The sequence below is a fragment of the Humibacter sp. genome, from assembly GCF_035547335.1.
Lineage (GTDB): Bacteria > Actinomycetota > Actinomycetes > Actinomycetales > Microbacteriaceae > Humibacter.
Window position 1 is genome coordinate 1 of the sequence record NZ_DASZVF010000067.1, and the last position, 22,325, is coordinate 22,325.

A 22,325-nucleotide genomic window follows, 5' to 3' on the forward strand; every position below is an offset into this window, starting at 1 on the left:
CCGGACGGCGGCATCGAGCTGGAGTGGAACCCCCAGCTCTCGCCTGAGGGATACACGCTCGAGGTGACGACGGACGGCGTCCACATCGCAGGCGGCGGACCCGCCGGCGTGTTCTACGGATGCCAGTCGCTGCTGCAGCTGCTTCCGCCCGAGATCTATCGCAAGGGCCGCGTGCTCGGCGTGCGATGGGTCGCACCCGTGGTGAGCATCCACGACGCGCCGCGCTTCGCATGGCGGGGCATCATGCTCGACGTCGCTCGGCACTTCATGCCCAAGCATGATCTGCTGCGCTTCATCGACCTCATGGCCATGCACCGGTTCAACACGCTGCACCTGCATCTCACCGACGACCAGGGCTGGCGCGTGGAGATCAAGCGATACCCGAAGCTGACCGAGGTGGGCTCCTGGCGGCGGGAGAGCCAGCTCGGCGCGGCGTCGTATTCGCGAGGGGATTCCCGGCCGCACGGCGGTTTCTACACGCAGGACGACCTGCGCGAGATCGTCAGCTACGCGATGGACAGGGCGATCAACGTCATCCCGGAGATCGAGTCGCCCGGCCACACGCAGGCGGCCATCGCGGCCTACCCCGAGTTGGGCCTCGCTCGCGAGGAGAGCGAGCCGCTCGGCGTGTGGACGCGGTGGGGCATCAACGACAACGTCATCAACCTGGAGGACTCCACCGTCGAGTTCTTCACCAACGTGCTCGACGAGGTCATCGAGATCTTCCCGTCGCCGTTCATCGGCGTGGGAGGCGACGAGTGTCCGAAGACGGGCTGGCTCCTCGATCAGCGCACCCAGCAGCGCAAGGCGGAGCTCGGGCTTTCGACGGAGGAGGAGCTGCAGGCGTGGTTCATCCGACGTCTCGACGACCATCTCGCCCGTCGCGGCCGTCGGCTGTACGGGTGGGAGGAGATCCTGGAGGGCGGGCTCGCCGGCACCGTGAGCCAGGGCGCCACCGTCGCATCCTGGCGCGGCATGGAGGGCGCCATCGCCGCTGCGCGGTCCGGGCACGACGTCGTCGCGTGCCCCGACGACCAGGCGTACCTCGACTACCGGCAGTCCGATCGCACGGACGAGCCCATCCCGGTCGGCACCGTGCTCACCATCGCGGACGTGTACCGGTTCGACCCCGTGCCGTTCGAGCTGACGCCGGAGGAGGCCGCGCATGTACTCGGCGGTCAGGGCAACATCTGGACCGAGCACATGGACTCCCCGCGCACCGTGGACTACTTCGCGTTCCCCAGGATGTGCGCGCTCGCCGAGGTCCTGTGGCTCGACGGCGAGCGCGACTACGACGACTTCCTCTACCGGCTCGAGCCGCATCTGCTGCGCCTGGATGCCATCGGCGTCGAGTACCGCAGATCGTCGGGGCCTCTGCCGTGGCAGCAGCGCCCCGGCGTGACCGGGCGCACGGTGACACCGCAGCAGCGGGCCGCCTACTTCGCGCCGCTCACGGAACGCATCGCCAGCAGGAACCCGTAAGCCGGCGGCGGCGATCGCCCGACCGGTCTACAGGAAGATGTCGGGGAACAGCTCGCTCTCCGGCACGCCGGGGGAGTACTTGGCGAGGTCGGTGACGCCCGCCTCGGCGAGCACGTCCTCCACGATGAGCGAACGGCCGGTGTAGTCGCGCGCCGGCTTCGTCAGCACCTCGTACGCGGCATCCGCGTAGATCTCGGGCGTGCGGCTCTTGGCCAGCAGCGCCTCGCCGCCGAGGATGTTGCCGACCGCGGCCGTCTTGATGGTCGTGCGCGGCCACAGCGTGTTGGCCGCGATGCCGTCGCGAGCGAACTCGGCGGCGAGTCCGAGCGTGACCATGCTCATGCCGTACTTCGCCAGCGTGTACCCGGTGTGGGCGCCCAGCCACTTCGGCTCCAGGCCGACGGGCGGGCTGAGCGAGAGGATGTGCGGGTTGGCCGCCTTCCTCAGCTGCGGAATCGCGGCCCGCGACAGCATGAACGTTCCTCGCACGTTGACGTCCTGCATCAGGTCGTAACGCTTGGGCTGGAGGTCCAGCGTGCGCGAGAGGTCGATGACGCTGGCGTTGTTCACAACGATGTCGATGCCGCCGAACTCCGAGACGGCGGAGTCGACGGCGCGCGCGATGTCGGCGTCCTCGCGCACGTCGCCGACGACGGCGAGCGCCTGGCCGCCCGCGGCGCGGATGTCGTCCGCCGCCGTGTGGATGGTGCCGGGCAGACGAGGATGCGGAGTGTCGGTCTTCGCCAGCAGCACGACGTTCGCTCCGTCGCGGGCGGCGCGAACGGCGATCGCGAGGCCGATGCCGCGGCTTCCGCCGGACATGAGGATGGTGCGTCCTTGCAGATCGGTCATCGGGGGAGTCCTTCGGTCAGCGGGCGGAGCGGGCGAGAAAGGCGGCGACGCGGGCTCGGGCATCCGGTGTCTCGAACGCGGCCCCGATGGTTCGGGCCTCGTCATCGAGCCCGTCCTGGTAGCTGCGGCCGACGCCGGCTCGCACCAGGCGCTTCGCCTGACCGTACGCGCCGGTGGCTCCCGCGAGCCAGTGCTCGGCGATGTGGCGAGCGCGGTCTCTCAGATCGTCGGCCGGAACCACCTCGGCCACGAGACCCCACTCGAGTCCCTCGACGGCCGTGAGGGAACGGTCGGTGAGCAGCAGCTGCAGCGCCCGGCGCACGCCGATGGCCTGCGGCAGCAACGTGCTCACGCCGCAGTCGGGCGTGAGGCCGATGTCGGCGTACTTGGAGACGAAGAAGGCCGCCTCCGACGCCACCACGTAGTCGGCGACGAGCATGAATCCGAGGCCGCCGCCCGCGACGGCGCCATGCACCGCGCCGACGATGGGCTTCGGGGTCTCGCTGAAGATGCGGTGCCCCTCGTGGATGACGTCGGCGAGCCCGGCGACCACGGAGCCGTCGCCTCCCGTCGTGGCCATCGCGGCCACGTCGCCTCCCGCGCAGAACGCGGACCCGGCGGCGTCGAACAGCACGGCGCGGATGTCGTCGCGCTCGGCCACCTGGATCGCGAGGTCGCGCCAGCGGTGGGCGGCCTCGCCGTCGATGGCGTTCAGCCGCTCCGGCCGGTTCAGCGTGAGGTGCGCAAGACCGTCGGATACCTCGAAAAGGATGGTGTCGCTCATGATGTCCGCCTGGGCTCGGAGGGCAACGGTCGCGGCCGCGACCGACGCCAGCAACCTACTCCCACCCGGATGCCGCACGGCGGCGGATGCACGGCGACCACACATCGGATCGCGCGGCTGCGGCCTGCTGTTGTAGGCATCCGCGCGTGGCCGCCTGCCGAAGGGGTTGCCGCCCACCGGCTCAGGCGACGCCGAGCTCCGACGAGAGCACGAGCACCGCCGCGCCGAGCACCACCAGGTCGTGACTGTCGTTCTCGACGACGATGCGCGGTCCGCCGGCTGTGGCCAGCGTGCGCGATCGCACGGTCTCGAGCACTGCGGTGAGGAACGGTCCGTCGAGGAGGTCGGCCGGTCCGGCGAGCACGACATCGTCGAGTCCGAGCGTGGCGACGATGGGTGCGAGCGCGAGTCCGAGCGAGCGGCCGGCATCCGTCAGCACGCCTGCCCGCCTGTCAGCGCCGGCTGCGGCGAGCCGGGCGCGCAGGTGGGGGACGGCGACGACCTGCTCGAGGCATCCGTTGCGTCCGCACGCGCAGCGCTCCCCGTTCTCGTCGACGACGAGGTGGCCGATCTCGCCCGCCGACGAACCCTTGCCCTCCACGAGCGTGTCGCCGATCACGAGGCCGGCGCCGACCCCGTTCTCGATCTCGACGAGGAGGAAGCTCGAGGTCGTGTCGCGGAACGTGCGCATGGCCAGCGCCGCCGCGTTCGCATCGTTGCCCACGTGCACGGGCACATCGAACTCCCGGCGGAACGCGGCAGCGAGATCGAGACCGGCCCAACCGAGGTTCGGCGCCGAGACGACGACGCCGTCAGCGACGACGCCGGGCGTACCGACGCCGATGCCGAGCAGGCGCACGGTCGACCGTGCGACGAGCTCGGATGCCAGGCGGAGCGCGAGCTCGACGGCATCGGCCCCGCCGGCGCCACCGAGCTCGGCGTGCGCTCTCTGCACGATGGTGCCCCGCAGGTCGACGATGGCGCCCACGAACCGATCGTCGCCGGACAGATCGAGCGACACGACGTGATACGCGTTCTCGTTCAGCCCGATGAGCGTCGCCGGCTTGCCGATGCGCGGGCTCGGCCGGGGCCCGAGCTCGCTGATCAGCCCCTCAGAGGCGAGCTCGTTCACGAGGTCCGAGACGGTGACCCTGGTGAGACCCGACTCGCGCGCAAGATCGGCACGACTCATCGGGCCGTCGTGCAGCAGCGTCTGCAACAGAAGCGAGCGGTTGTGACGCCTGTTGTGCTCGGGTAACGCCTTCGTCGTCACGCGCAACCGCACCATGCTCGTCTCCGTGCCTCTCTGCGCCGTCCCCCGGGTCTCGCCGGCCTGCCCTTTCACCGCGCACCGGCTCCCGCCTCCGTCGTCGGGGTCTCGTCGCGGTCGACGTCGCCGTCGTGCCGACGGTTCGTCAGTGAAGCGGCGCTCTCCCCATGGTGTCAAGTCCGGTGCTCCGCCGCGCGCGGCCCTCCGGTCACCTTCTCACCCCTGAGCGCGCGGCGCGCCGTCCAGCAGCGACATCTGCCCGCTGCCGGATCATTTGCGGCCCGCCGCGTTCGTAAGCTTTACTTACAAATATGCCAGATCCCCAGGCGCCTCGGCAGGCACCGGCGATGCTCGACGAGGCCGTCGCATCCATCGACATGGCCGACCCGGATGCCCGCGCCCGCGCCATCGCCGCCACCCTCCTTCCCGGCTTCATGGGCACCCGGCTGCCCGACTCCCTGCGCAGGCGCCTGACCGCGGGGCTCGGCGGCGTGTGCGTGTTCGGGCCGAACATCGTCTCGGAGAGCCAGCTCGAGGAGCTGAACGACGACATCCTGACCGCCTCGCCGCTCGCCGTCATCGCCATCGATGAGGAGGGCGGCGACGTCACGCGCCTGAACTACGCTGACGGCTCTCCCTACCCGGGCAACGCCGTGCTCGGCAGGATCGACGAGCTCGAGGTCACCGGGCGGGTGGGCACGGAGGTGGGATGGACGCTGCGCCGCACGTCGTGCACGCTCGACTTCGCCCCTGTGGTCGACGTGAACTCCAATCCCGACAACCCGGTGATCGGGGTGCGCAGCTTCGGAGCGGATGCCGCACTTGTGGCCCGGCACGGGGCCGCCTGGACGACGGGCATCCAGTCCACCGGCATCGCGGCCTGCGCCAAGCACTTTCCCGGCCACGGAGACACCGCGCTCGACTCGCATCTGGCGCTGCCGGTCATCGACAGGTCGCTGGACGAGCTGCGCGAACGAGAGCTCGTTCCGTTCCGCGCGGCCATCGAGGCGGGCGTCGCCGCCATCATGACCTCGCACATCGTGCTCCCTCGAGTCGACGCCGGCACTCCCGCGACGTTCTCGTCGCGCATCCTCACCCAGCTGCTTCGCGGCGAGCTGGGCTTCGAGGGCGTCATCGTGACCGACGCGCTCGACATGAAGGGCGCCAGCGGCGAGACCGGCATCTCCGAGGCCGCCGTCCGGGCACTCGCGGCGGGATGCGACCTGCTCTGCCTGGGCACAGACACGCCGGACCAGCTGATCGACGAGATCGTCGGCGCCGTGGACGATGCCATCGACTCCGGAAGGCTGAGCGCGGAGCGGGTGGCGGATGCCGCGAGCCGTGTCCGCGCGATGGCCGCGCGCTCGATAGCGGCACGTGCGGCCTCGCATTCTGAGGCAGCGCCCGGCGGGAGCACCCCGGCGTCGGTGAGCGTGGACGACGTGCGCCGCTCCTTCGACGTGCGGCCGGGCGCGCTCTCCGCACTGGCCGCGGCGCGGGGCCCGTTCGCCGTGGTGCGCCTCGAGACCGAGGCGAACATCGCGGTCGGCGTCGCTCCGTGGGGACCGTTCGCCCAGGCGAGCGCGGAACCCGCCGCCGGCGACTCGGTGGCGTGGTCGCGGCATCCGCAGTTCGTGGTGTCCGAGGCGGATGCCTCGGGCGGCGACCTCGACGCCCGCGTGGCGGCCATCCTGGATGGCGTGCCGGACGATCGGGGAGTGGTCGTGATCGGCAAGGCGGTGCACAGGCATCCGTTCGCCAGAGCGACCATCGACGCGCTCCGCGCTGCTCGCCCGACGCTCGTCGTCGACATGGGCTGGCCGTCGGACGCACGCGAGTACGCGGATGTCGCCACGTTCGGCGCGTCCCGGCTCGTCGGGCGAGCGCTCATCGCGCTTCTGCTGGACGGGAGCGACGCATGAGGCTCGGCCTCGACATCGGGGGAACGAAGATCGACGCGGTCGTGCTCGATGCCGACGACGCCGTGCGCTCCCGGGTGCGGGTGGCGACCGGAATGGGACCGAACGCGCTGCTCGACTCGGCCGAGCTGGCGGTGTGCGAGGTCGTCGAGCGCGACGGCCTCGACCTCGGCGACGTGACGTCGATCGGCGTCGGCATCCCCGGCATGGTGGATCCGGCGACCGGGCACGTGCGGCACGCGGTGAACCTGGGTGTGACCGATCTCGCCCTCGCGGAGCTCCTGAGCGGCAGGGTCAGTGCTCCCGTGCGGCTGGAGAACGACGTGAAGGCCGCAGCGCTCGGCGCGTACAGCCTCCTCGGCCTGACCGGTACGGCCGCGCTGCTGAATCTCGGCACGGGCGTCGCCGCCGGGATCGTGATGGACGGCACGCTGTGGCGAGGGCCGGGCGGCGGCGCAGGCGAGGTGGGCCACATCCCCATCGATCCGTCGGGAGTGCGCTGCGGCTGCGGCCAGTACGGCTGCATCGAGACGTTCGCGTCCGGCAGGGCCGTTGCCCGCCTGTGGCCGTCGCAGGCGCCGTTGCCGGCGCTCGAGCTCTTCGACGCCGCGGATGCCGGCGACCAGGCGGCGATCGAGGTGCGGCGCGCCGTCGCCGCAGGAGCGGCCTCCGGTGTACGGGTGCTCGTGCTCACGGTCGACGTGCAGACGGTGGTCATCGGCGGCGGTCTGAGCAATCTCGGCGACCGGCTGCTCGCGGCCATGACGGACGTGATGACGCAGTGGGGCGAGGACTCGCCGTTCATCGCCTCGCTCGGCCTGCCGGAACGCGTGCGAATGCTGCCGGCCGAGGTGCCGGCCGCGGCGGTCGGAGCCGCGCTCGTCGGCGCGGCAGCGGGGACGGCATCCCGGCCGTCTGCGCCATCCGCGGCCGCGGCCGCTGAAGAGCGGTGACGCCGACCGTGGTGGAACCGGCCGCTCGGGTCGGCAAGACTGGAACAGACGCACAAGACCTCAGGAGGCACGCGTGGAAGTCGTGATCAAGCAGACGGCGGACGAAGTCGGGGTGCTGGCGGCCGACCTCATCGAGCGGGTCATCGACTCGAAGCCGCGCGCCACCATCGGCTTGGCCACAGGGTCGTCGCCGCTGGCGATCTACACGAGCCTCGCGGAGCGCGTGGCCGCCGGCACGCTGAGCTTCGACGGAGTGCGCGGGTTCGCGCTCGACGAGTACGTCGGCATTCCCGAGGACCATCCGCAGAGCTACGCGTCGGTCATCCGCACGGAGGTGGTCGAGCCGCTGCGCATGGACCCGGCGCTCGTCCAGGTGCCCGACGGGCGCTCCGTCGACATCGAGGTGGCCTGCCGCGACTACGAGCAGGCGATCGCGGATGCCGGTGGCATCGACATCCAGATCCTCGGCATCGGCGCCAACGGGCACATCGGCTTCAACGAGCCCACGTCGTCGTTCGCGTCGCGCACCCGCATCAAGACGCTGGCGCCGAAGACCCGTGCAGACAACGCCCGGTTCTTCGACTCGGCCGATGACGTGCCGACGCATTGCGTGACCCAGGGACTCGGCACCATCATGGGCGCGCGACGCCTCGTGCTGGTCGCGCAGGGCGAGGGCAAGGCGGATGCCATCGCCGCGGCCGTGGAGGGACCGGTCTCGAGCATGTGCCCCGCCTCGATCCTGCAGTTCCATGAGCACGCCACGGTGATCGTGGACGAGGCAGCGGCGAGCAAGCTGCGCCTGGCCGACTACTACAAGTACACCTACGACAACAAGCCGGCCTGGCAGCTGTAGCGCGATTCAGACCAGCGTCGCTCCGTCGGCCCACACGCTGCGCACGTTCCAGTCGTGGTCGAGGAGCACCACGTCGGCCAGGTATCCGGCGGCCAGGCGGCCCAGTTCGTGCTCGCGCCCGAGCACCTTGGCCGGCGTGAGCGTGAGGGCGGCCACCGCGTCGGCCGGAGCGATCCGCGTCTGAAGGATCGCGATCCGCAGCGCGACGTCCTGGGTGAGCGTCGATCCGGCGATCTGGTTCGTCCCGGTGAGCAGCACGTGGCCGTCGGTCACCGTGACGGCGAGCGAGCCCAGGTGGTACGCGCCATCCGGCATGCCTGCCGCCACCATGGAGTCGGTGATCAGCGCGATGCGCTCGGGAGCCTGCACGAACGCGAGGTGCGCCACCTCGGGCTTCACGTGGAATCCGTCGAGGATGAGCTCGATCGCCACGCGCTGGTCGTCGAATGCCGCGATGATGGGCCCCGGCGCCCTGTGGTGGATGCCGGGCATGGCGTTGAACACGTGCGTGAGCACGCGGGCGCCGCGGTCGAACGCCAGCTTCGCCTGCTGCTCCGTGGCATTGGTGTGGCCGACGGCGACGATGACGCCGGCCTCGACGAGCACGTCGATGGCCTCCAGAGCGCCAGGCAGCTCGGGTGCGATGGTGATCTGGCGCAGAGTGCCACGGGCGGCGGCGATCAGCTGCTCGACGGCCTCGAGATCGTCGGGCGTGCGCAGGAACGCCGCGTTGTGAGCGCCCTTCTGCTCCGGGTTCAGGAACGGTCCCTCCAGATGGGATCCGAGCACGAGCGGGTCGGATTCCATCAGCTCGGCGATGCGCGCAAGGCTGACGCGCAGCTCGTCGACGGGGTTCGCGACCAGGCTCAGGATCGAGCGCGTGGTGCCGTGCTGCCTGTGCGTGCGCAGCGCGGTGCGCATGTCGTCGACGCTGCCTTCGTACGCGCATCCTCCTGCGCCGTGCGAGTGCAGGTCGATGAAACCGGGCGTGAGCCAGTGCCCGCCGGCATCCGTCACGTCGGCGTCGTCGGCGAAGGCGCGCCATCCCGACCCGTTCCCGGTGGCGACGATGCGGTCGCCCTGCGTCGCGAGCCAGAAGTCGTCGACCTGGCCGTCGGCATCCAGCTTGCGAGCGCCGTGGATGACCCGCGCGGCGCTCACGCGAGTTCCTTGCGGCCACTCATGATGCCGCTGAGCAGCGCGACCAGCGCGAACACCACCGCGACGATCGGCTGACCGAGATCCCACCACGCGAACGCCGCTGCCGTCATGACGATGATCTCGACGATCGCCTTGCCGAACGTGTCGATGCGGATGACCGCCTTCGGCGACCGGAACACGGCCCAGAGCACGATCGCGAGCAGCGGAGCGGCGATGCCCACGACGATGTTGAGCGGGAACGTCCAGGCGATGAATCCCCACACCGCCAGCGTCACGAAGGCGAACAGTTCGACGACGAAGCGGAGCACGTCCCAGAAGTCGATCGGGGCGCGCGCATGCTCGGTACTCTGCGCAGACATCGCCTCCATGGTATCGGCGATTGAGGTGAGAGCCGGCCGAGCTTGCTCGGGTGGCCGAGCCGATTGAGTCGATGAGAAGCGACAGCGACGATATCGGGATCTGCGATGTGGACGATCGAGGCGAGATCGTGCCGGGGTCGCGTCAGCGGAAGATGATGGTCCGCGCGCCGTCGAGCAGGATGCGGTCTTCGGCGAACCACTTCACGGCCTGCGTGAGCGTGCGGCTCTCTTCGTCCTGTCCGATGGCGACCAGCTGGCTGGGCGACGCGCTGTGGTCGACTCGCACCACGTTCTGCTCGATGATGGGTCCCTCGTCGAGGTCGCTCGTGACGAAGTGTGCCGTCGCGCCGATGAGCTTGACGCCTCGGGCGTGCGCCTGCCGGTAGGGGTTCGCGCCCTTGAAGCCGGGCAGGAACGAATGGTGGATGTTGATGCACCGTCCGCTGAGCGCAGCGCAGAGCTCAGGGGACAGGATCTGCATGTACCTGGCCAGCACGACCAGCTCGATGTCGTGCCGCTCGACCTCTTCGAGCACGCGCGCCTCGAACGCGGCCTTGCTGGCGGCATCCGTGACAGGGTGCGAGTCGAACGGCACGCCGTAGAAGCCGGCGAGCTCGCGCAGGGTGCCGTGGTTGGAGAGCACGAGAGGGATGTCGACGGGCAGCTGGCCGGCGCGCTGGCGGAACAGCAGGTCGTTGAGGCAGTGCGCGGCCGTCGAGACCAGCACGAGCGTGCGCAGCGGGCGGCCGACCGTGTCGAGCGTCCATGTCATGTCGTACTGCTGCACCACGGGCGCCAGGGCGGCCTCGAACTCCTCGCGGTCGGCGGGCGACTCCACCTGCAACCGCATGAAGAACCGGCCCGTGTCGGAGCTCGAGAACTGCTGGCTCTCGGTGATGTTGCCCCGTGCTTCGACGACAGCACCGCTCACCGCGTGCACGATGCCAGGGCGGTCGGCGCAGATCAGCGTGATCACCCAGTGGCGGAGGGAGGCGGCGGCATCCATCCCACCAGGGTATGGCACCCCGCAGGGTGCCCATGGCGCGCGGGCGAAGGCACCGGCCGACGCGCTCGAGGCGTTCGGAATCCGTCGATCGAATCGATTAGAGTTGCCGGTGCGCGACGCATCCGACGACCCTGCTTCGTCTGCCGCGCCCGGAGCCATCACCGTTTGGGGCGAACAGCGACGAAGCGAAGGAGGACACGCTCATGTCGTCGCACGATGGAGCGGTCGGCGCCGCAGATGGGAAGGATGCCGCGCCCTTCCCATGGACAGGGATGCTCGCGCTCGCCGCAGCGGCGTTCCTCGCGGTCACCAGCGAGACGCTGCCGACCGGGCTGCTGCCCGAGATCGCGGCAGGGTTGCACGCCACCACTCCGGAGACGGGCATGCTCGTCTCGGTCTACGCATTCACGGTCGTGGTCGCCGCGACGCCGTTGACTGCGCTGACCCGGCGCATCCCGCGCCGGTTGCTCGTCGTGATCGTCATAGTCGTGATCGGTCTCAGCTCTCTGCTGCTGGCCGTCTCGCCGAACTACGGCGTCGCCGTCATCGCGCGCATCACGGGCGGCATGGCGCATGGCGTGTTCTGGGCCGTCACCGGCGCATACGCCGGCCACATCGTGCCGTCGCACCAGCTGGCGCGCGCCGTCTCCATCTCGTCGGGTGGGGTGTCGCTCGCCCTGATCCTCGGCGCTCCGCTGGCCACGATCCTCGGCCATGCCGTTGGCTGGCGCATCGCGTTCGCCGTCGTCGGATGCCTGCTCGTCGTCGGCTCGATCGTCGTGGGCACCATGCTGCCCAAGGCGTCTGCGGCGTCGGCTCCCGTCATGACGGGCGGCGTGTCCACGGTGACGGGCGGGTTCTCGCTGCGGAGGGATCCGAGCATCCGTCCGGTGATCGTCGTCTGCGTGCTCACCGGCCTGACCACGCTGGGCAGCTTCACCCTGAACGCCTATGTCGCGCCGTTCGTGGCCGACGCCATGGGCCTGGGAACCGGCGCCGTCGGCCCGATGCTGTTCGTGGGCGGGCTAATGGGCGCCGTGGGCGTCGTGCTGGTGGGCACCTGGCTCGGTCGCAAGCCAGCCCGTTCTGCGGCGATCTGCCTGGTCTTCACGGCCGTCGGTGTCGCCGTGCTGGCGGTCGTGCCCGGCGTTCCTCCCGTCGCGATCGCCGCGTTCGCGCTGTGGGCGCTGGCGTTCGGATGCCTGCCGCCCCTTCTGCAGACCCAGTTGCTGCATGCGGCGTCCGCGCGGTTCCGTGACACGGCGAGTGCCCTGTACACCACATCGTTCAACGTCGGCATCGGCGGCGGGGCGGTGATCGGTGGCGCGATCTACGCGCTCTGGGGCATCTATGCCGTTCCGTGGACGGCGCTCGGCATCCTCGTGATCGCGATCGTCATGTTCGCCGCGACAGCTCGCTCTCGCACTCGGTCAGGGCAGATCGACCGTGATCGTGACCTGCGTGCTGGGCCCGAGGCGGCCTGAGCCGTCCTCGTACCTGGCGGAGATGGTGTGAGTGCCGAAGCTCGGCAGTAACACGTACCGCGTCGCCCCAGGTGAAAGCGGCTCGGCTGTCGGCGCACCATCGATGAGGATCTGGCAGTCCGTCGCATTCGCCTCGGGCACATGCACGGCCACGATCGGCGACTCGTCCCACAGCAGTTGTTCGACACTGAGCTGGGGCCCGGTCACGGAATAGGGGGCGGATGCCGCTTCCGACCGCACTCCCGCGACGGTCTGGGTGACCTCGATGGTGCCCGAGACCGTGACGGGAGGTGCGCTCACCGGCGGCGCGAGCACACCGAGGTCGGACGGGGCGGATGGGTCGGACTCGCCGGTCTGGTCCGACGGGTCGGACGAGTCCGGCTGATCGGTCGTCGCGGCCGCTGCAGAGAGCGCCTTCAGCGACGCGGCGGCCTGGTGCTGCTCGGCGTCGAACGGGCTCGCCGACCAGGCGCCCGTCGCGTCGGTCGTCGTCGTCGTCGTCGCGCCGCCGCCCGTGACGGTGATCGTCGCGCCCGGCGCGGCCGTGCCCGACACGATCGGGTAATAGAGTCCGCCGCCGGTGTCGATACTCGCGATCGAGGGAGCAACAGGCGGCACCGGATCGCTGGGGCCGCCCGGTCCCGCGGGGTCCGTCGGCCCGGTGGGGTCCGTCGGTCCGGTCGGCCTCCCCGGCTGCGTCGGTCCGGCGGGACCGGCGGATCCGCCGGGCGCCGTGCCACTGGAGCCGTCTGGCCGATCGGATGCCGCCGGCGGCCCGTCGTGCGCAGCGGCGTCCGACCCTGCCGTGCCGTCCGCGGATGAGCCGTCGGTCGGCGTCGTCGGTGTCGAGGGGGAGGTCGGTGCCGAACGGTGAGCAGAGGATGCTCCGCCGTGCGACGCCCCTGACGATCCGTCGGCGATCGCGACGGGAGACGCATCCGCTCCGCGTCCCGGAGAGGTGGCGATGAGAACGCCCGCGACGGCACCGCCGACGATGACCAGAGAAGCCGCGACGCCGAGGACGACGCCGCTCGCGCCGCTGAACAGCGCGCCCAGGCCACCTGCCGTCGCTCCGGCGGCGACTGCGGTGCCGCCGGCGGCGGTCACCGTTCCCGCCGAGGTGCTTGCCGCTGCGGCGCTCGTGCTCGCCGCAGTGCCGCCGCCGGCGGCGCTCGTGCCTGCCGCAGTGCCGCCTCCGCCGGCGCCCGTGCCACCTGACGATCCCGCAGCGGTCCCTGCGCCGACCGTTCCCGCGGCGCTTCCCGTCGCAGCTCCGCTCTTCAGCGTGGCGGCGTAGATCGTCGCGGCACCCGTGCCGAGGAGGAGCGGAAGCAGCACGAGCGCGAGCCGTGCCCCGGTCTCTTCGGCCTCGGCGGCCGCCATCGTGCACTTCTCGCACGTCTCGAGATGGGCTTCCACGCGCGCCCTGTCGCGTTTGCCGAGGCGTCCGCGCGAGCGCGCAGGAAGGTGTTCGACGGTCCACGCGCACTCCGGCTCGAGATCGGCAGAGGTGAGGTGGGCGCGGATCCACGCCTGCCGCAGGCCCTCGCGGGCGCGGTAGCACAAGGCGGCCGCGGCCTGGGCGCTCATGCCCAGGATCGGGGCGAGCTCGGCCGGCTGCATGCCTTCGATCTCGCTGTACCACAGCGCCTCCTGCCACCGCGGTGGCAGCGAGCGGAACGCCTGGGCCGTCAGCGACCTGTCGAGTGCGACCAGCGAGTAGTCCTCCTGCACCGCCAGGGTCTCGAGCTCCTCGGGGCCGACGGGAACGGCATCCTTGCCGGATCGCCCCCACGAAGCGGCGATGTTGCGCACGGTCGTGAACAGGTACGGACGGAACGTGTCCTTGGGTCCGTTGCCCGACTGCAGCGCCTGAAGGATGCGCACGTACGCCTCGGACACGAGGTCGTCGGGCTCGTAACTGCTCGTCACGGAGCGGGCGACGGACGCCGCGGCCGACGCGTGTCTGTGGAACAGCAGCGCATAGGCATCCATGTCGCCGGTTCTCGTCAGGCGCAGCAACTCGGCATCGCCGGACCGTTCGAGCCGGCGCGGGGAGCTGTGCGGTGCCATTCGTTGGTCGCCTTTGCGAGAAGCCACGATGGGCGGGAGGACGGGCGGTCTACTCGATTCTGGGGTGCTGTCCCCGTGCGCGCAATTCGCCCTGTCACGGGGAGATCCCGCCGGAACTGGTCGCCGCGACGCGCGGAGAAATCTCCGCTGGTTGCGCGTCATGATCCGCGCCGTGATGCGTCTCTGAAGGTGAAACGGACCACCGTCGCGTCTCATTCGGCTTCGACGCGACGGACCTGGCTGCGACCCGAGCATCGGTCAGGATGCCGCGTGAACTGTGGGGGGTTCAGGAGCGCGGCGCTGGGGCGGTGCCGCCGGTGATCATCCGGCGGGCCGCCCCGTTCGTGTCTCGCCCGCCGCACCGCTCCCCGCGACCGGTGCGACACGGATGCGGCACGGATGCGCCACGGATGCGGAGCCGAAGATCGCTACGCGACGATGACGCGCATGCCCCCGTCTTCGAAGTCGCGCAGCTGCTTCGTGGTGATGCCGTCATCGGTGATGAACGTGTCGAACGCGCCGGGCTCGCCGACGGCGGCGAACGCCCTGCGGCCGATCTTGCTCGCATCGGCGACCAGCACGGCACGTTCCGCGCGTTCGGCCATGAGCGCGTTCACGGCGGCCTCGTGCTCGTCGTGCACCGTCGGGCCGAACACCGGGTCCACGCCGTTCACCCCGATGAATGCGAAGTCCAACGCGATCTGTCCGAGCACGGAGTCGGTGTACGGGCCCACCAGCTCGTACGACCTGGGCTGCACGACGCCACCTGTCATGACCACCTTGATCTGTGGACGCATGACGAGTTGGGCCGCGATGTTGATGGCGTTGGTCACCACGGTGAGCACGGGGCGAGACGACGGCTCGGCCAGATCGGGACGTGTGCCGAGCGCGGTGGCCACGGCGGTGCTCGTGGTGCCCCCGCACAGGCCGACGACGGCTCCGCGGGGCACAAGCGCGCTCGCGGCCTGGGCGATGGCCTGCTTCTGCTCGGCGTGCTGCTCGCGCTTGTAGCGCAGCGGCAGGTCGTAGGCGACGGACTGCCCGGTCGCGCCGCCCCTGGTGCGGCTGAGCAGCTGCTGCGACGCCAGTGCGTCGAGGTCGCGACGGGCCGTCGCGGGGGAGACCTGGAGGCGCCTGACGATGTCCTCGACCTCGATCTGACCGGTCTCCGCGAGCAGATCGAGCACGGCCTGCAGCCGTGCCGAGCGGTTCACGCGGCACCGCCCGCCTGCGCCGCGCCCGCCTCTGCTGAGCCTGTCTGGGCTGAGCCCGCCTGGGCGAAGAGCCGGAGCATCCGCTCGGCCTCGCCGCTCAGCGCCGTGCGACCGACCGCGACGTACTTGCGGGAGTCGACGACATCCGGATGGCTGTCGAGATACTCGCGCACCGCACGCGTGAAGAATCCGTTGAGGTGCGTCGACACGTTGACCTTCGTCATGCCGGCCGCGATCGCGGCTGCGATGGTGTCGTCGGGCACGCCGGAGGATCCGTGCAGCACGAGCGGCACGGACAACGTGGCGTGCACCCTCGCGATGAGTGCGAGGTCGAGGGACGCCTCGCGTGACGTCATCGCGTGCGACGAGCCGACGGCCACGGCCAGCGCATCCACGCCCGTCGCCGCGACGAAGGCCGCCGCCTCGTCGGGGTCCGTGCGGACGCCGGGCGCATGCGCGCCGTCCTTGCCGCCGATCTCGCCGAGCTCCGCTTCAACGGCGACCCCGCGCTCGTGCGCGTACGCGGCGACAGCGGCGGTGGCCGCGACGTTCTCGTCGTAGTCGAGCCGGGAGGCGTCGAACATGACGGAGCCGAACCCGAGGTCGACGGCGCGCCTAGCCAGCACGGCGTCTTCGGCGTGGTCCAGGTGAACGGCGACGGCGGCAGATGACTCGGCTGCCAGCTCCAGGCACGCCCTCCCGATCGGGTCGAGGCCGCCGTGGTACGTCACGCAGTTCTGCGACACCTGCAGGATGACGGGCAGGTCCGCCCGCTCGGCGGCGGAGACGATCCCCTCCGCGGTCTCGAGGTGGATGACGTTGAACGCGCCGATGCCGACGCCGGCCTGCGCGGCGCGAGCGATGAGGTCCGCTGTCGGAGCCAGCGTCATCGTCCTCCTCCGATCCGCGCGGTGGCGACGGCGCGGAGCGCGTCCCGCGCCGTCAGCGCCGATCCGTACAGACCGGCATCCGCGCCGATGCTCGCCCTGATCAGCAGCGGACGCCGATGGAACGTCAGTACGTCGTCCAGCCGCTCCCGCAGCGGATCGAGCAGCTCGTCGCCCGCTTCGGAGAGGCCGCCGCCGATCACGATGGCCTGCGGCGCCAGCAGTGCGACGGCGTGGGAGAACCCGAGTGCGAGCGCGTCGAGAGCGCCCTCCCAGGCGGCGTTCGCGTTGGCGTCGCCCGACCTCTTGAGTTCCAGCACCTCCTTGGCGCCCGCGACGGTGCGACCGCTGCGCGCGGCATACCGGCGCGCGATGGCGGCGGCGGAGGCCACCGCCTCGAGGCACCCGTGGCCGCCACACGCGCAGAGTGGGCCGTCGGCCACCCGGTCGTGCCCGATCTCGCCCGCCAGTCCGCCCCCGGTGTACAGCCGGCCGTCGACGAAGACGGCGGCGGCGATGCCCGTTCCGATCGTCACGACGAGAACGTCGTCGAACCCGCGCGCGGCACCGAGCCGGTGCTCGGCCTCTCCTGCGCCCCGCACGTCGTGCCCGAACCCGACCGGGACGCCGAGCGCTGCCTCCGCGCTGTCGCGGAACGGGAAGTCCCGCCAGCCCAGGTTCTCCGCGAAGACGCCGATTCCGAGAACGTCGTCGACGTGGCCGGGCACGAGCAGTCCGGCGGCTGCCGGGTGCACGTCCGGATGCCGTTCCGCGAGCAGTCGCGCCAGTCGCGCCGCCTCCTCGACGACGCGCTCCCCGGTCAGCTCCTCGGCGAGCGGGGTCGGCACGCGCAGCTTCTCGCGCAGCCGCCCGTCCTCGTCGACGAGCGCCGCCTTCATGTCGGTGCCGCCGACGTCGAACGCCACGACGGCAGCGCCGGCGCCGATCGAGGTGGCTTCGCTCATTGCGGGTCCAGGATGACGGAACGGGTCAGGTTGCGCGGCCGGTCGGGATCCAGGCCCTTCCGACGTGCGCGCTCGAGCGCGACCCGGTGCAGTCGAACGAGGTCGGCCATGGCGTCGATCTCGTTGTGCTCGAAACGGGCGCCCGTCGACTCGGTGTCGGCCCGGATGCCGGCCGGCAGCTCGCCGAACGCCCACGTGACCCTGCCGGGCGCCGCGATCGCGATCGGTCCGTGGCGGTACTCCTTCGCCGGGTACGACTCCGTCCACGACTGCGACGACTCGCGCATCTTGAGCGCGGCCTCGTGCGCGATTCCGACGCTGAAGCCCGTGCCGAGGAACGTGTACTGCTCCGCTTCTATCAGCTCGTCGTCCAGCTCGTCATGCAGCACGGCGCGGGCCTGCGCGATCACAGGCGCCAGATCGTGACCGAGGGATGAGCGCAGCAAAGCGAGCGCGCTGGTCGCGAACCGCGTCTGCACCACCGAGCGCTCGTCCGCGAACGGCAGCGCGACGACGTCGTCCACCAGGTCGACGAGCGGCGTGTTCGGGTCTCCCACGATGCCGACGGTGCGCACGCCGCCGCGACGCGCGTGCGATCGCACGGCGTCGAGCAGTTCGAGAACCTCCGTCGTGGTGCCCGAGCGGGTGATGGCGACGATCGCGTCGTAGTCGCGGTCGACGAGCGCCTCCGACGCGGCGAAGGCATCCGTCTCGCCCCTGCCGCCTCGCTCACGCAGACTGGCGTACGCCTGGGCCATGAACCACGACGTGCCGCAGCCGACCACGGCGATGCGCTGTCCGTCGGCAGGCAGCAGGGCCGGCTCGCGGGTCAGGGAGACGGCGTGTTCCCACACGTCCGGCTGCGATGTCAGCTCTGCTTCGAGGTCTGCCCCGGGCATGTTCGCGTTGTCGTTGCTCATCCCTTCATGATCGTTCATGATCGCAAGCCGTGTCAAAGCTGCAGTTTCAATCGTCAAAATGAGCTCGCGCTGCCCCGGCCGCCGATCTCCGCGGCACGCAGGATCGCCGCACTGCTTCGCCCGACGCCCGCAGGATTCCGGCGCACGCCTTCCGCGTGCGAGCGCCTCCGCGCGCTACACACGTCAGGATTGCGATAGACCGATAGGGATGTCTGCGCGAAGGAGGACCGCTCGGTGAAGGCGCTCTACAAGGCCGAGGCCGGCCCCGGCCTCGAGCTCGTCGACCGGCCGGAGCCCGTGCCGGCCGAGGACGAGGTGAAGATCCGGGTGCTGCGCACCGGCATCTGCGGCACGGATCTGCACATCCGACGCTGGGACGATTGGGCGTCGTCGGCCGTCGCCGCTCCGCTGATCCCAGGGCACGAGTTCTTCGGCGAGGTGGTCGAGGTGGGCCCGCTCGTACACGAGGTCGCGGTCGGCGACATGGTCTCCGGCGAGGGGCACATCGTGTGCGGCATGTGCCGCAACTGCCGTGCGGGCAGGCGGCAGATGTGCATACGCACCAAGGGCCTCGGAGTGCAGCGCGACGGCGCGTTCGCCGAATACCTCACGCTGCCTGGGACCAACGTGTGGGTGCACCACGAGTCGATCGACCCCGATGTCGGGGCGATCTTCGATCCGCTGGGCAACGCGGTGCACACGGCCCTGGCGTTCCCACTGGTGGGGGAGGACGTGCTCGTCACCGGCTGCGGACCGATCGGGCTCATGGCGGTCGCCATCGCACGCCACGTCGGCGCGCGCTTCATCGTCGCCACCGATATCAGTCCCGAGCGGCTGGCGATGGCCACCAGGATGGGCGCCGACCTCGCCGTCGACGTGTCCAGGCAGACCATCCGCGAGGCCCAGCACATGCTCGGCATGCGCGAGGGCTTCGACGTGGGATTCGAGATGAGCGGTGCCCCGAGTGCTCTACCCCAGATGATCGAGAACATGAACCACGGCGGCAGGATCGCAATGCTCGGCCTTCCGAGCGCCGCCATCGCGGTGGACTGGGGCATCGTGGTCACGCACATGCTCACGCTCAAGGGCATCTACGGACGCGAGATGTTCGAGACGTGGAACGCCATGGGCGCCATGTTGCAGACCAGCGCCGTGCTGCGCGAGGCGATCGGCTCGATCATCTCGGAGCGGATGCCGGCGACGGACTGGGAGCGCGGATTCGAGGCGGCGGCATCCGCGCACGGTGGCAAGGTCATCCTGGACTGGACGGTGATGTGATGTACGGAAAGCTCAAGGAACACCTCGCCGGCCAGCTGGCCGAGATCGAGGCGGAGGGACTCACCAAGCGCGAGCGCGGCATCCGCGGGCCTCAGAGTGCCGAGATCGAGGCCGACGGCCTTCAGGTGCTGAACTTCTGCGCCAACAACTACCTGGGCCTCGCCGGCAGCCCCGTACTGGTGGAGGCTGCGACCCGCGCCCTCCAGGAGTGGGGCTACGGCCTGGCCAGTGTGCGCTTCATCTGCGGAACACAGGAGCAGCACGTTCAGCTCGAACGCCGGGTATCGGAGTTCCTGGGCACGGAGTCGACCATCCTGTACTCGTCGTGCTTCGACGCGAACGGCGGTCTCTTCGAGGTGCTGCTGGGTGCGGAAGATGCGATCATCTCGGACGAGCTCAACCACGCGTCGATCATCGACGGCATCAGGCTGTGCAAGGCGCGACGGCTGAGATACCGCAACCGCGACCTCGCCGACCTCGAGGAGCAGCTGAAAGCGGCGCAGGATGCGCGCTTCCGCGCCATCGTCACCGACGGCGTCTTCTCGATGGACGGCTACATCGCACCCCTCGAGGGCATCTGCGACCTGGCGGAGAAGTACGACGCCCTCGTCATCGTCGACGACTCGCACGCCGTCGGCTTCATCGGCGAGCACGGCCGCGGCACGCCGGAGCTGTGCGGCGTGGAGGACCGGATCGACGTGCGCACCGGAACGTTCGGCAAGGCGCTCGGCGGCGCATCCGGCGGATACGTGTCTGCGCGGCGCGAGATCGTCGACCTGCTGCGGCAGCGCTCGCGGCCCTACCTGTTCTCCAACTCGCTCGCGCCGTCGATCGTCGCGGGAACGCTCGCGGCTCTCGACCTCATCGAGCACTCGGATGACGCCCGCGTGCGGCTCGTGGAGAACGCGAACCTGTTCCGCACGCTCATGACCGACGCCGGCTTCGACCTGCTGCCAGGGGAGCATCCGATCGTGCCCGTCATGTTCTCTGATGCGGCGCTCACGGCCAGGATCGCCACCGAGATGCAGCGCAGCGGCATCTACGTGACGGCGTTCAGCTACCCCGTGGTGCCCGTCGGCAAGGCGAGGATCCGCGTGCAGCTCTCCGCCGCGCACACCGAGGAGCAGATCCGCCGCTGCGTCGAGGCGTTCACCACGGCGCGCGAACGCGCGGCCGCCCCCACCGCAGGTTGAGCCGGTACCGCCGGTACCGCTGGTTGAGCTTGTCGAAACCAGCCAAGCGTTTCGACGAGCCCTGGCCTCAGCGCAGTGGGTCGGGTTTCGACAAGCTCAACCCTCGGTGGCGCTGGTCGGAGGCCCGGGTTTCGACAGGCTCAACCAGCGGTGGGGGCCGGGTATGCTGGAGCCGTCGCAACTGGCGTATCGGCGAGTGACGGGCATCCGGCATCCGTCGCGGATGGTTCACCATCGGGGAGCGACTCTCCAGCTCTGAAGATTCGAGGGCGGATTCGGCCGCGCGCCTGGGCCGACGCGAACAAGACGTGCACACGTCCGCCCTAGGAATGAGGAGCCAGGCATGACCGTTTCCGAAACTTTCAACGCGCCGTTGGCGGAGGTCGATCCGGAGATCGCCGAGGTGCTCAACCTCGAGCTCGGCCGCCAGCGCGACTACCTCGAGATGATCGCGAGCGAGAACTTCGTCCCGCGCGCCGTTCTCGAGTCGCAGGGCTCCGTGCTCACGAACAAGTACGCAGAGGGCTATCCCGGCCGTCGGTACTACGGCGGATGCGAGTTCGTCGACATCGCGGAGAACCTCGCGATCGAGCGTGCCAAGTCGCTCTTCGGCGCCCAGTACGCGAACGTGCAGCCGCACTCCGGGGCATCCGCGAACGCCGCCGTGCTGAGCGCCATCGCGCAGCCGGGCGACACCATCCTCGGGCTCGAGCTGGCCCACGGCGGCCACCTCACGCACGGCATGAAGCTGAACTTCTCCGGCAAGCTCTACAACGTCGCGTCCTACGGGATCGACCCGCAGTCGTTCCGCGTCGACATGGACGTGGTGCGGCAGAAGGCGCTCGAGAGCAAGCCGAAGGTGATCATCGCCGGCTGGTCCGCCTACCCGCGTCACCTCGACTTCGCGGCGTTCCGCGCGATCGCCGACGAGGTGGGCGCGACGCTCTGGGTCGACATGGCGCACTTCGCCGGCCTGGTCGCAGCAGGCATCCACCCGTCCCCGGTGCCGTACGCGCACGTGACCAGCTCGACGGTGCACAAGACCATCGGCGGTCCGCGCTCGGGGTTCATCCTCAGCAACGACGCCGACATCGCCAAGAAACTCAACTCCAACGTGTTCCCCGGCCAGCAGGGCGGGCCGCTGATGCACGTGATCGCCGCCAAGGCGACGGCCTTCAAGCTCGCCGGCACCGACGAGTTCCGCGACCGCCAGGAGCGCACGGTGCGCGGCGCGCAGATCCTGGCCGACCGGCTGACCGCCTCCGATGCGAAGGCGGAAGGCGTCGACGTGCTCACCGGCGGCACCGACGTGCACCTCGTGCTCGTCGACCTGCGCACGTCGCAGTTCACCGGCAAGGAGGCGGAGGACCGCCTGCACGAGGTCGGCATCACGGTGAACAAGAACGCCGTGCCGTTCGACCCGCGTCCGCCGATGGTCACCTCCGGCCTGCGCATCGGCACGCCGGCTCTCGCCACCCGGGGCTTCGGAGACGCCGAGTTCACCGAGGTCGCCGACGTCATCGCGCTGGCGCTCAAGCAGGATGCCGACATCCCCGCCCTGCACCAGCGAGTGCGCGCTCTGACGGATGCCTTCCCGCTCTACCCGGGGCTCGGTCCGTCCGGCTTCCCGGTCGAGCAGGTCGAGCTCGCCTCCTCGATCGAGGGCTGAGGG

The 22,325-nt window shown here is 70.4% G+C and carries 19 protein-coding genes and 1 riboswitch; of the genes, 8 read left to right on the forward strand and 11 right to left on the reverse strand.

Annotated features, from left to right (window positions below; all coding sequences use genetic code 11):
* The coding region (locus VHB92_RS13925; protein ID WP_325454368.1) for a beta-N-acetylhexosaminidase at positions 1–1,482 on the forward strand (1,482 nt) is incomplete at its 5' end.
* 27 nt (positions 1,483–1,509) lie between these two features.
* Here VHB92_RS13925 and VHB92_RS13930 read toward each other — a convergent pair.
* From VHB92_RS13930 to VHB92_RS13940, 3 genes are all read right to left on the reverse strand, one after another.
* Positions 1,510–2,334 (reverse strand): NAD(P)-dependent oxidoreductase, encoded by an 825-nt coding sequence (locus VHB92_RS13930; RefSeq protein ID WP_325454369.1) that lies wholly within the window; start codon positions 2,332–2,334, stop codon positions 1,510–1,512.
* A 16-nt stretch (positions 2,335–2,350) separates the two neighbouring features.
* On the reverse strand, positions 2,351–3,118 hold the full coding sequence (locus VHB92_RS13935) for an enoyl-CoA hydratase/isomerase family protein (RefSeq protein ID WP_325454370.1): 768 nt from the start codon (positions 3,116–3,118) through the stop codon (positions 2,351–2,353).
* 181 nt (positions 3,119–3,299) lie between these two features.
* Positions 3,300–4,406, reverse strand: a complete 1,107-nt coding sequence (locus tag VHB92_RS13940; RefSeq protein ID WP_325454371.1) for an ROK family transcriptional regulator — start codon at positions 4,404–4,406, stop codon at positions 3,300–3,302.
* A 293-nt stretch (positions 4,407–4,699) separates the two neighbouring features.
* Between VHB92_RS13940 and nagZ the strand changes: the two genes are divergently transcribed.
* The 3 genes from nagZ (at position 4,700) to nagB (ending at position 8,113) form a co-directional block, all read left to right on the forward strand.
* Positions 4,700–6,310: a beta-N-acetylhexosaminidase gene (gene nagZ / locus VHB92_RS13945; protein ID WP_325454372.1), complete on the forward strand. Its 1,611-nt coding sequence runs from the start codon at positions 4,700–4,702 to the stop codon at positions 6,308–6,310.
* Positions 6,307–7,260, forward strand: coding sequence for an ROK family protein (locus VHB92_RS13950; protein WP_325454373.1), 954 nt, complete (start codon positions 6,307–6,309; stop codon positions 7,258–7,260). The genes nagZ and VHB92_RS13950 overlap by 4 nt, the downstream gene beginning before the upstream one ends.
* 73 nt (positions 7,261–7,333) lie before the next feature.
* On the forward strand, positions 7,334–8,113 hold the full coding sequence (nagB, locus tag VHB92_RS13955; protein WP_325454374.1) for a glucosamine-6-phosphate deaminase: 780 nt from the start codon (positions 7,334–7,336) through the stop codon (positions 8,111–8,113).
* A 6-nt stretch (positions 8,114–8,119) separates the two neighbouring features.
* On the opposite strand, the gene nagA is transcribed toward nagB, so the two are convergent.
* The 3 genes from nagA to purU all read right to left on the reverse strand — a co-directional run bounded on the left by nagA (position 8,120) and on the right by purU (position 10,639).
* Complete coding sequence (nagA, locus tag VHB92_RS13960) at positions 8,120–9,274, reverse strand: N-acetylglucosamine-6-phosphate deacetylase (protein WP_325454375.1); 1,155 nt, start codon at positions 9,272–9,274, stop codon at positions 8,120–8,122.
* On the reverse strand, positions 9,271–9,633 hold the full coding sequence (locus VHB92_RS13965) for a YrdB family protein (protein WP_325454376.1): 363 nt from the start codon (positions 9,631–9,633) through the stop codon (positions 9,271–9,273). Before VHB92_RS13965 ends, nagA begins: the two co-directional genes overlap by 4 nt.
* 142 nt (positions 9,634–9,775) lie before the next feature.
* Positions 9,776–10,639, reverse strand: coding sequence for a formyltetrahydrofolate deformylase (gene purU / locus VHB92_RS13970; protein WP_325454377.1), 864 nt, complete (start codon positions 10,637–10,639; stop codon positions 9,776–9,778).
* Positions 10,640–10,842: 203 nt separating this feature from the next.
* On the opposite strand from purU, the gene VHB92_RS13975 reads away from it, so the two are divergent.
* Positions 10,843–12,123: an MFS transporter gene (locus tag VHB92_RS13975; RefSeq protein WP_325454378.1), complete on the forward strand. Its 1,281-nt coding sequence runs from the start codon at positions 10,843–10,845 to the stop codon at positions 12,121–12,123.
* On the opposite strand, the gene VHB92_RS13980 is transcribed toward VHB92_RS13975, so the two are convergent.
* The 5 genes from VHB92_RS13980 to VHB92_RS14000 all read right to left on the reverse strand — a co-directional run bounded on the left by VHB92_RS13980 (position 12,070) and on the right by VHB92_RS14000 (position 18,182).
* Positions 12,070–14,196, reverse strand: coding sequence for a sigma-70 family RNA polymerase sigma factor (locus tag VHB92_RS13980; protein WP_325454379.1), 2,127 nt, complete (start codon positions 14,194–14,196; stop codon positions 12,070–12,072). The two genes, VHB92_RS13975 and VHB92_RS13980, sit on opposite strands and share 54 nt — an antisense overlap.
* 428 nt (positions 14,197–14,624) lie before the next feature.
* Positions 14,625–15,410, reverse strand: a complete 786-nt coding sequence (locus VHB92_RS13985) for a DeoR/GlpR family DNA-binding transcription regulator (RefSeq protein WP_325454380.1) — start codon at positions 15,408–15,410, stop codon at positions 14,625–14,627.
* Entirely contained in the window at positions 15,407–16,300 is an 894-nt protein-coding gene (locus VHB92_RS13990) for a class II fructose-bisphosphate aldolase (RefSeq protein WP_325454381.1), read from the reverse strand. Before VHB92_RS13990 ends, VHB92_RS13985 begins: the two co-directional genes overlap by 4 nt.
* Entirely contained in the window at positions 16,297–17,262 is a 966-nt protein-coding gene (locus tag VHB92_RS13995; protein WP_325454382.1) for an ROK family protein, read from the reverse strand. The genes VHB92_RS13990 and VHB92_RS13995 overlap by 4 nt, the downstream gene beginning before the upstream one ends.
* Entirely contained in the window at positions 17,259–18,182 is a 924-nt protein-coding gene (locus tag VHB92_RS14000; RefSeq protein ID WP_325454383.1) for an SIS domain-containing protein, read from the reverse strand. The genes VHB92_RS13995 and VHB92_RS14000 overlap by 4 nt, the downstream gene beginning before the upstream one ends.
* Positions 18,183–18,416: 234 nt before the next feature.
* On the opposite strand from VHB92_RS14000, the gene tdh reads away from it, so the two are divergent.
* The 3 genes from tdh to glyA all read left to right on the forward strand — a co-directional run bounded on the left by tdh (position 18,417) and on the right by glyA (position 22,322).
* Positions 18,417–19,460 (forward strand): L-threonine 3-dehydrogenase, encoded by a 1,044-nt coding sequence (gene tdh / locus VHB92_RS14005; protein WP_325454384.1) that lies wholly within the window; start codon positions 18,417–18,419, stop codon positions 19,458–19,460.
* A complete protein-coding gene (locus VHB92_RS14010; protein ID WP_325454385.1) occupies positions 19,460–20,653 on the forward strand; it encodes a glycine C-acetyltransferase in 1,194 nt (397 codons plus the stop codon). The genes tdh and VHB92_RS14010 overlap by 1 nt, the downstream gene beginning before the upstream one ends.
* A gap of 167 nt (positions 20,654–20,820) precedes the next feature.
* Positions 20,821–20,953, forward strand: a riboswitch (ZMP/ZTP riboswitch).
* Between the two features lie 43 nt (positions 20,954–20,996).
* Positions 20,997–22,322, forward strand: coding sequence for a serine hydroxymethyltransferase (gene glyA, locus VHB92_RS14015; RefSeq protein WP_325454386.1), 1,326 nt, complete (start codon positions 20,997–20,999; stop codon positions 22,320–22,322).
* The last annotated feature ends 3 nt before the right edge of the window (positions 22,323–22,325 follow it).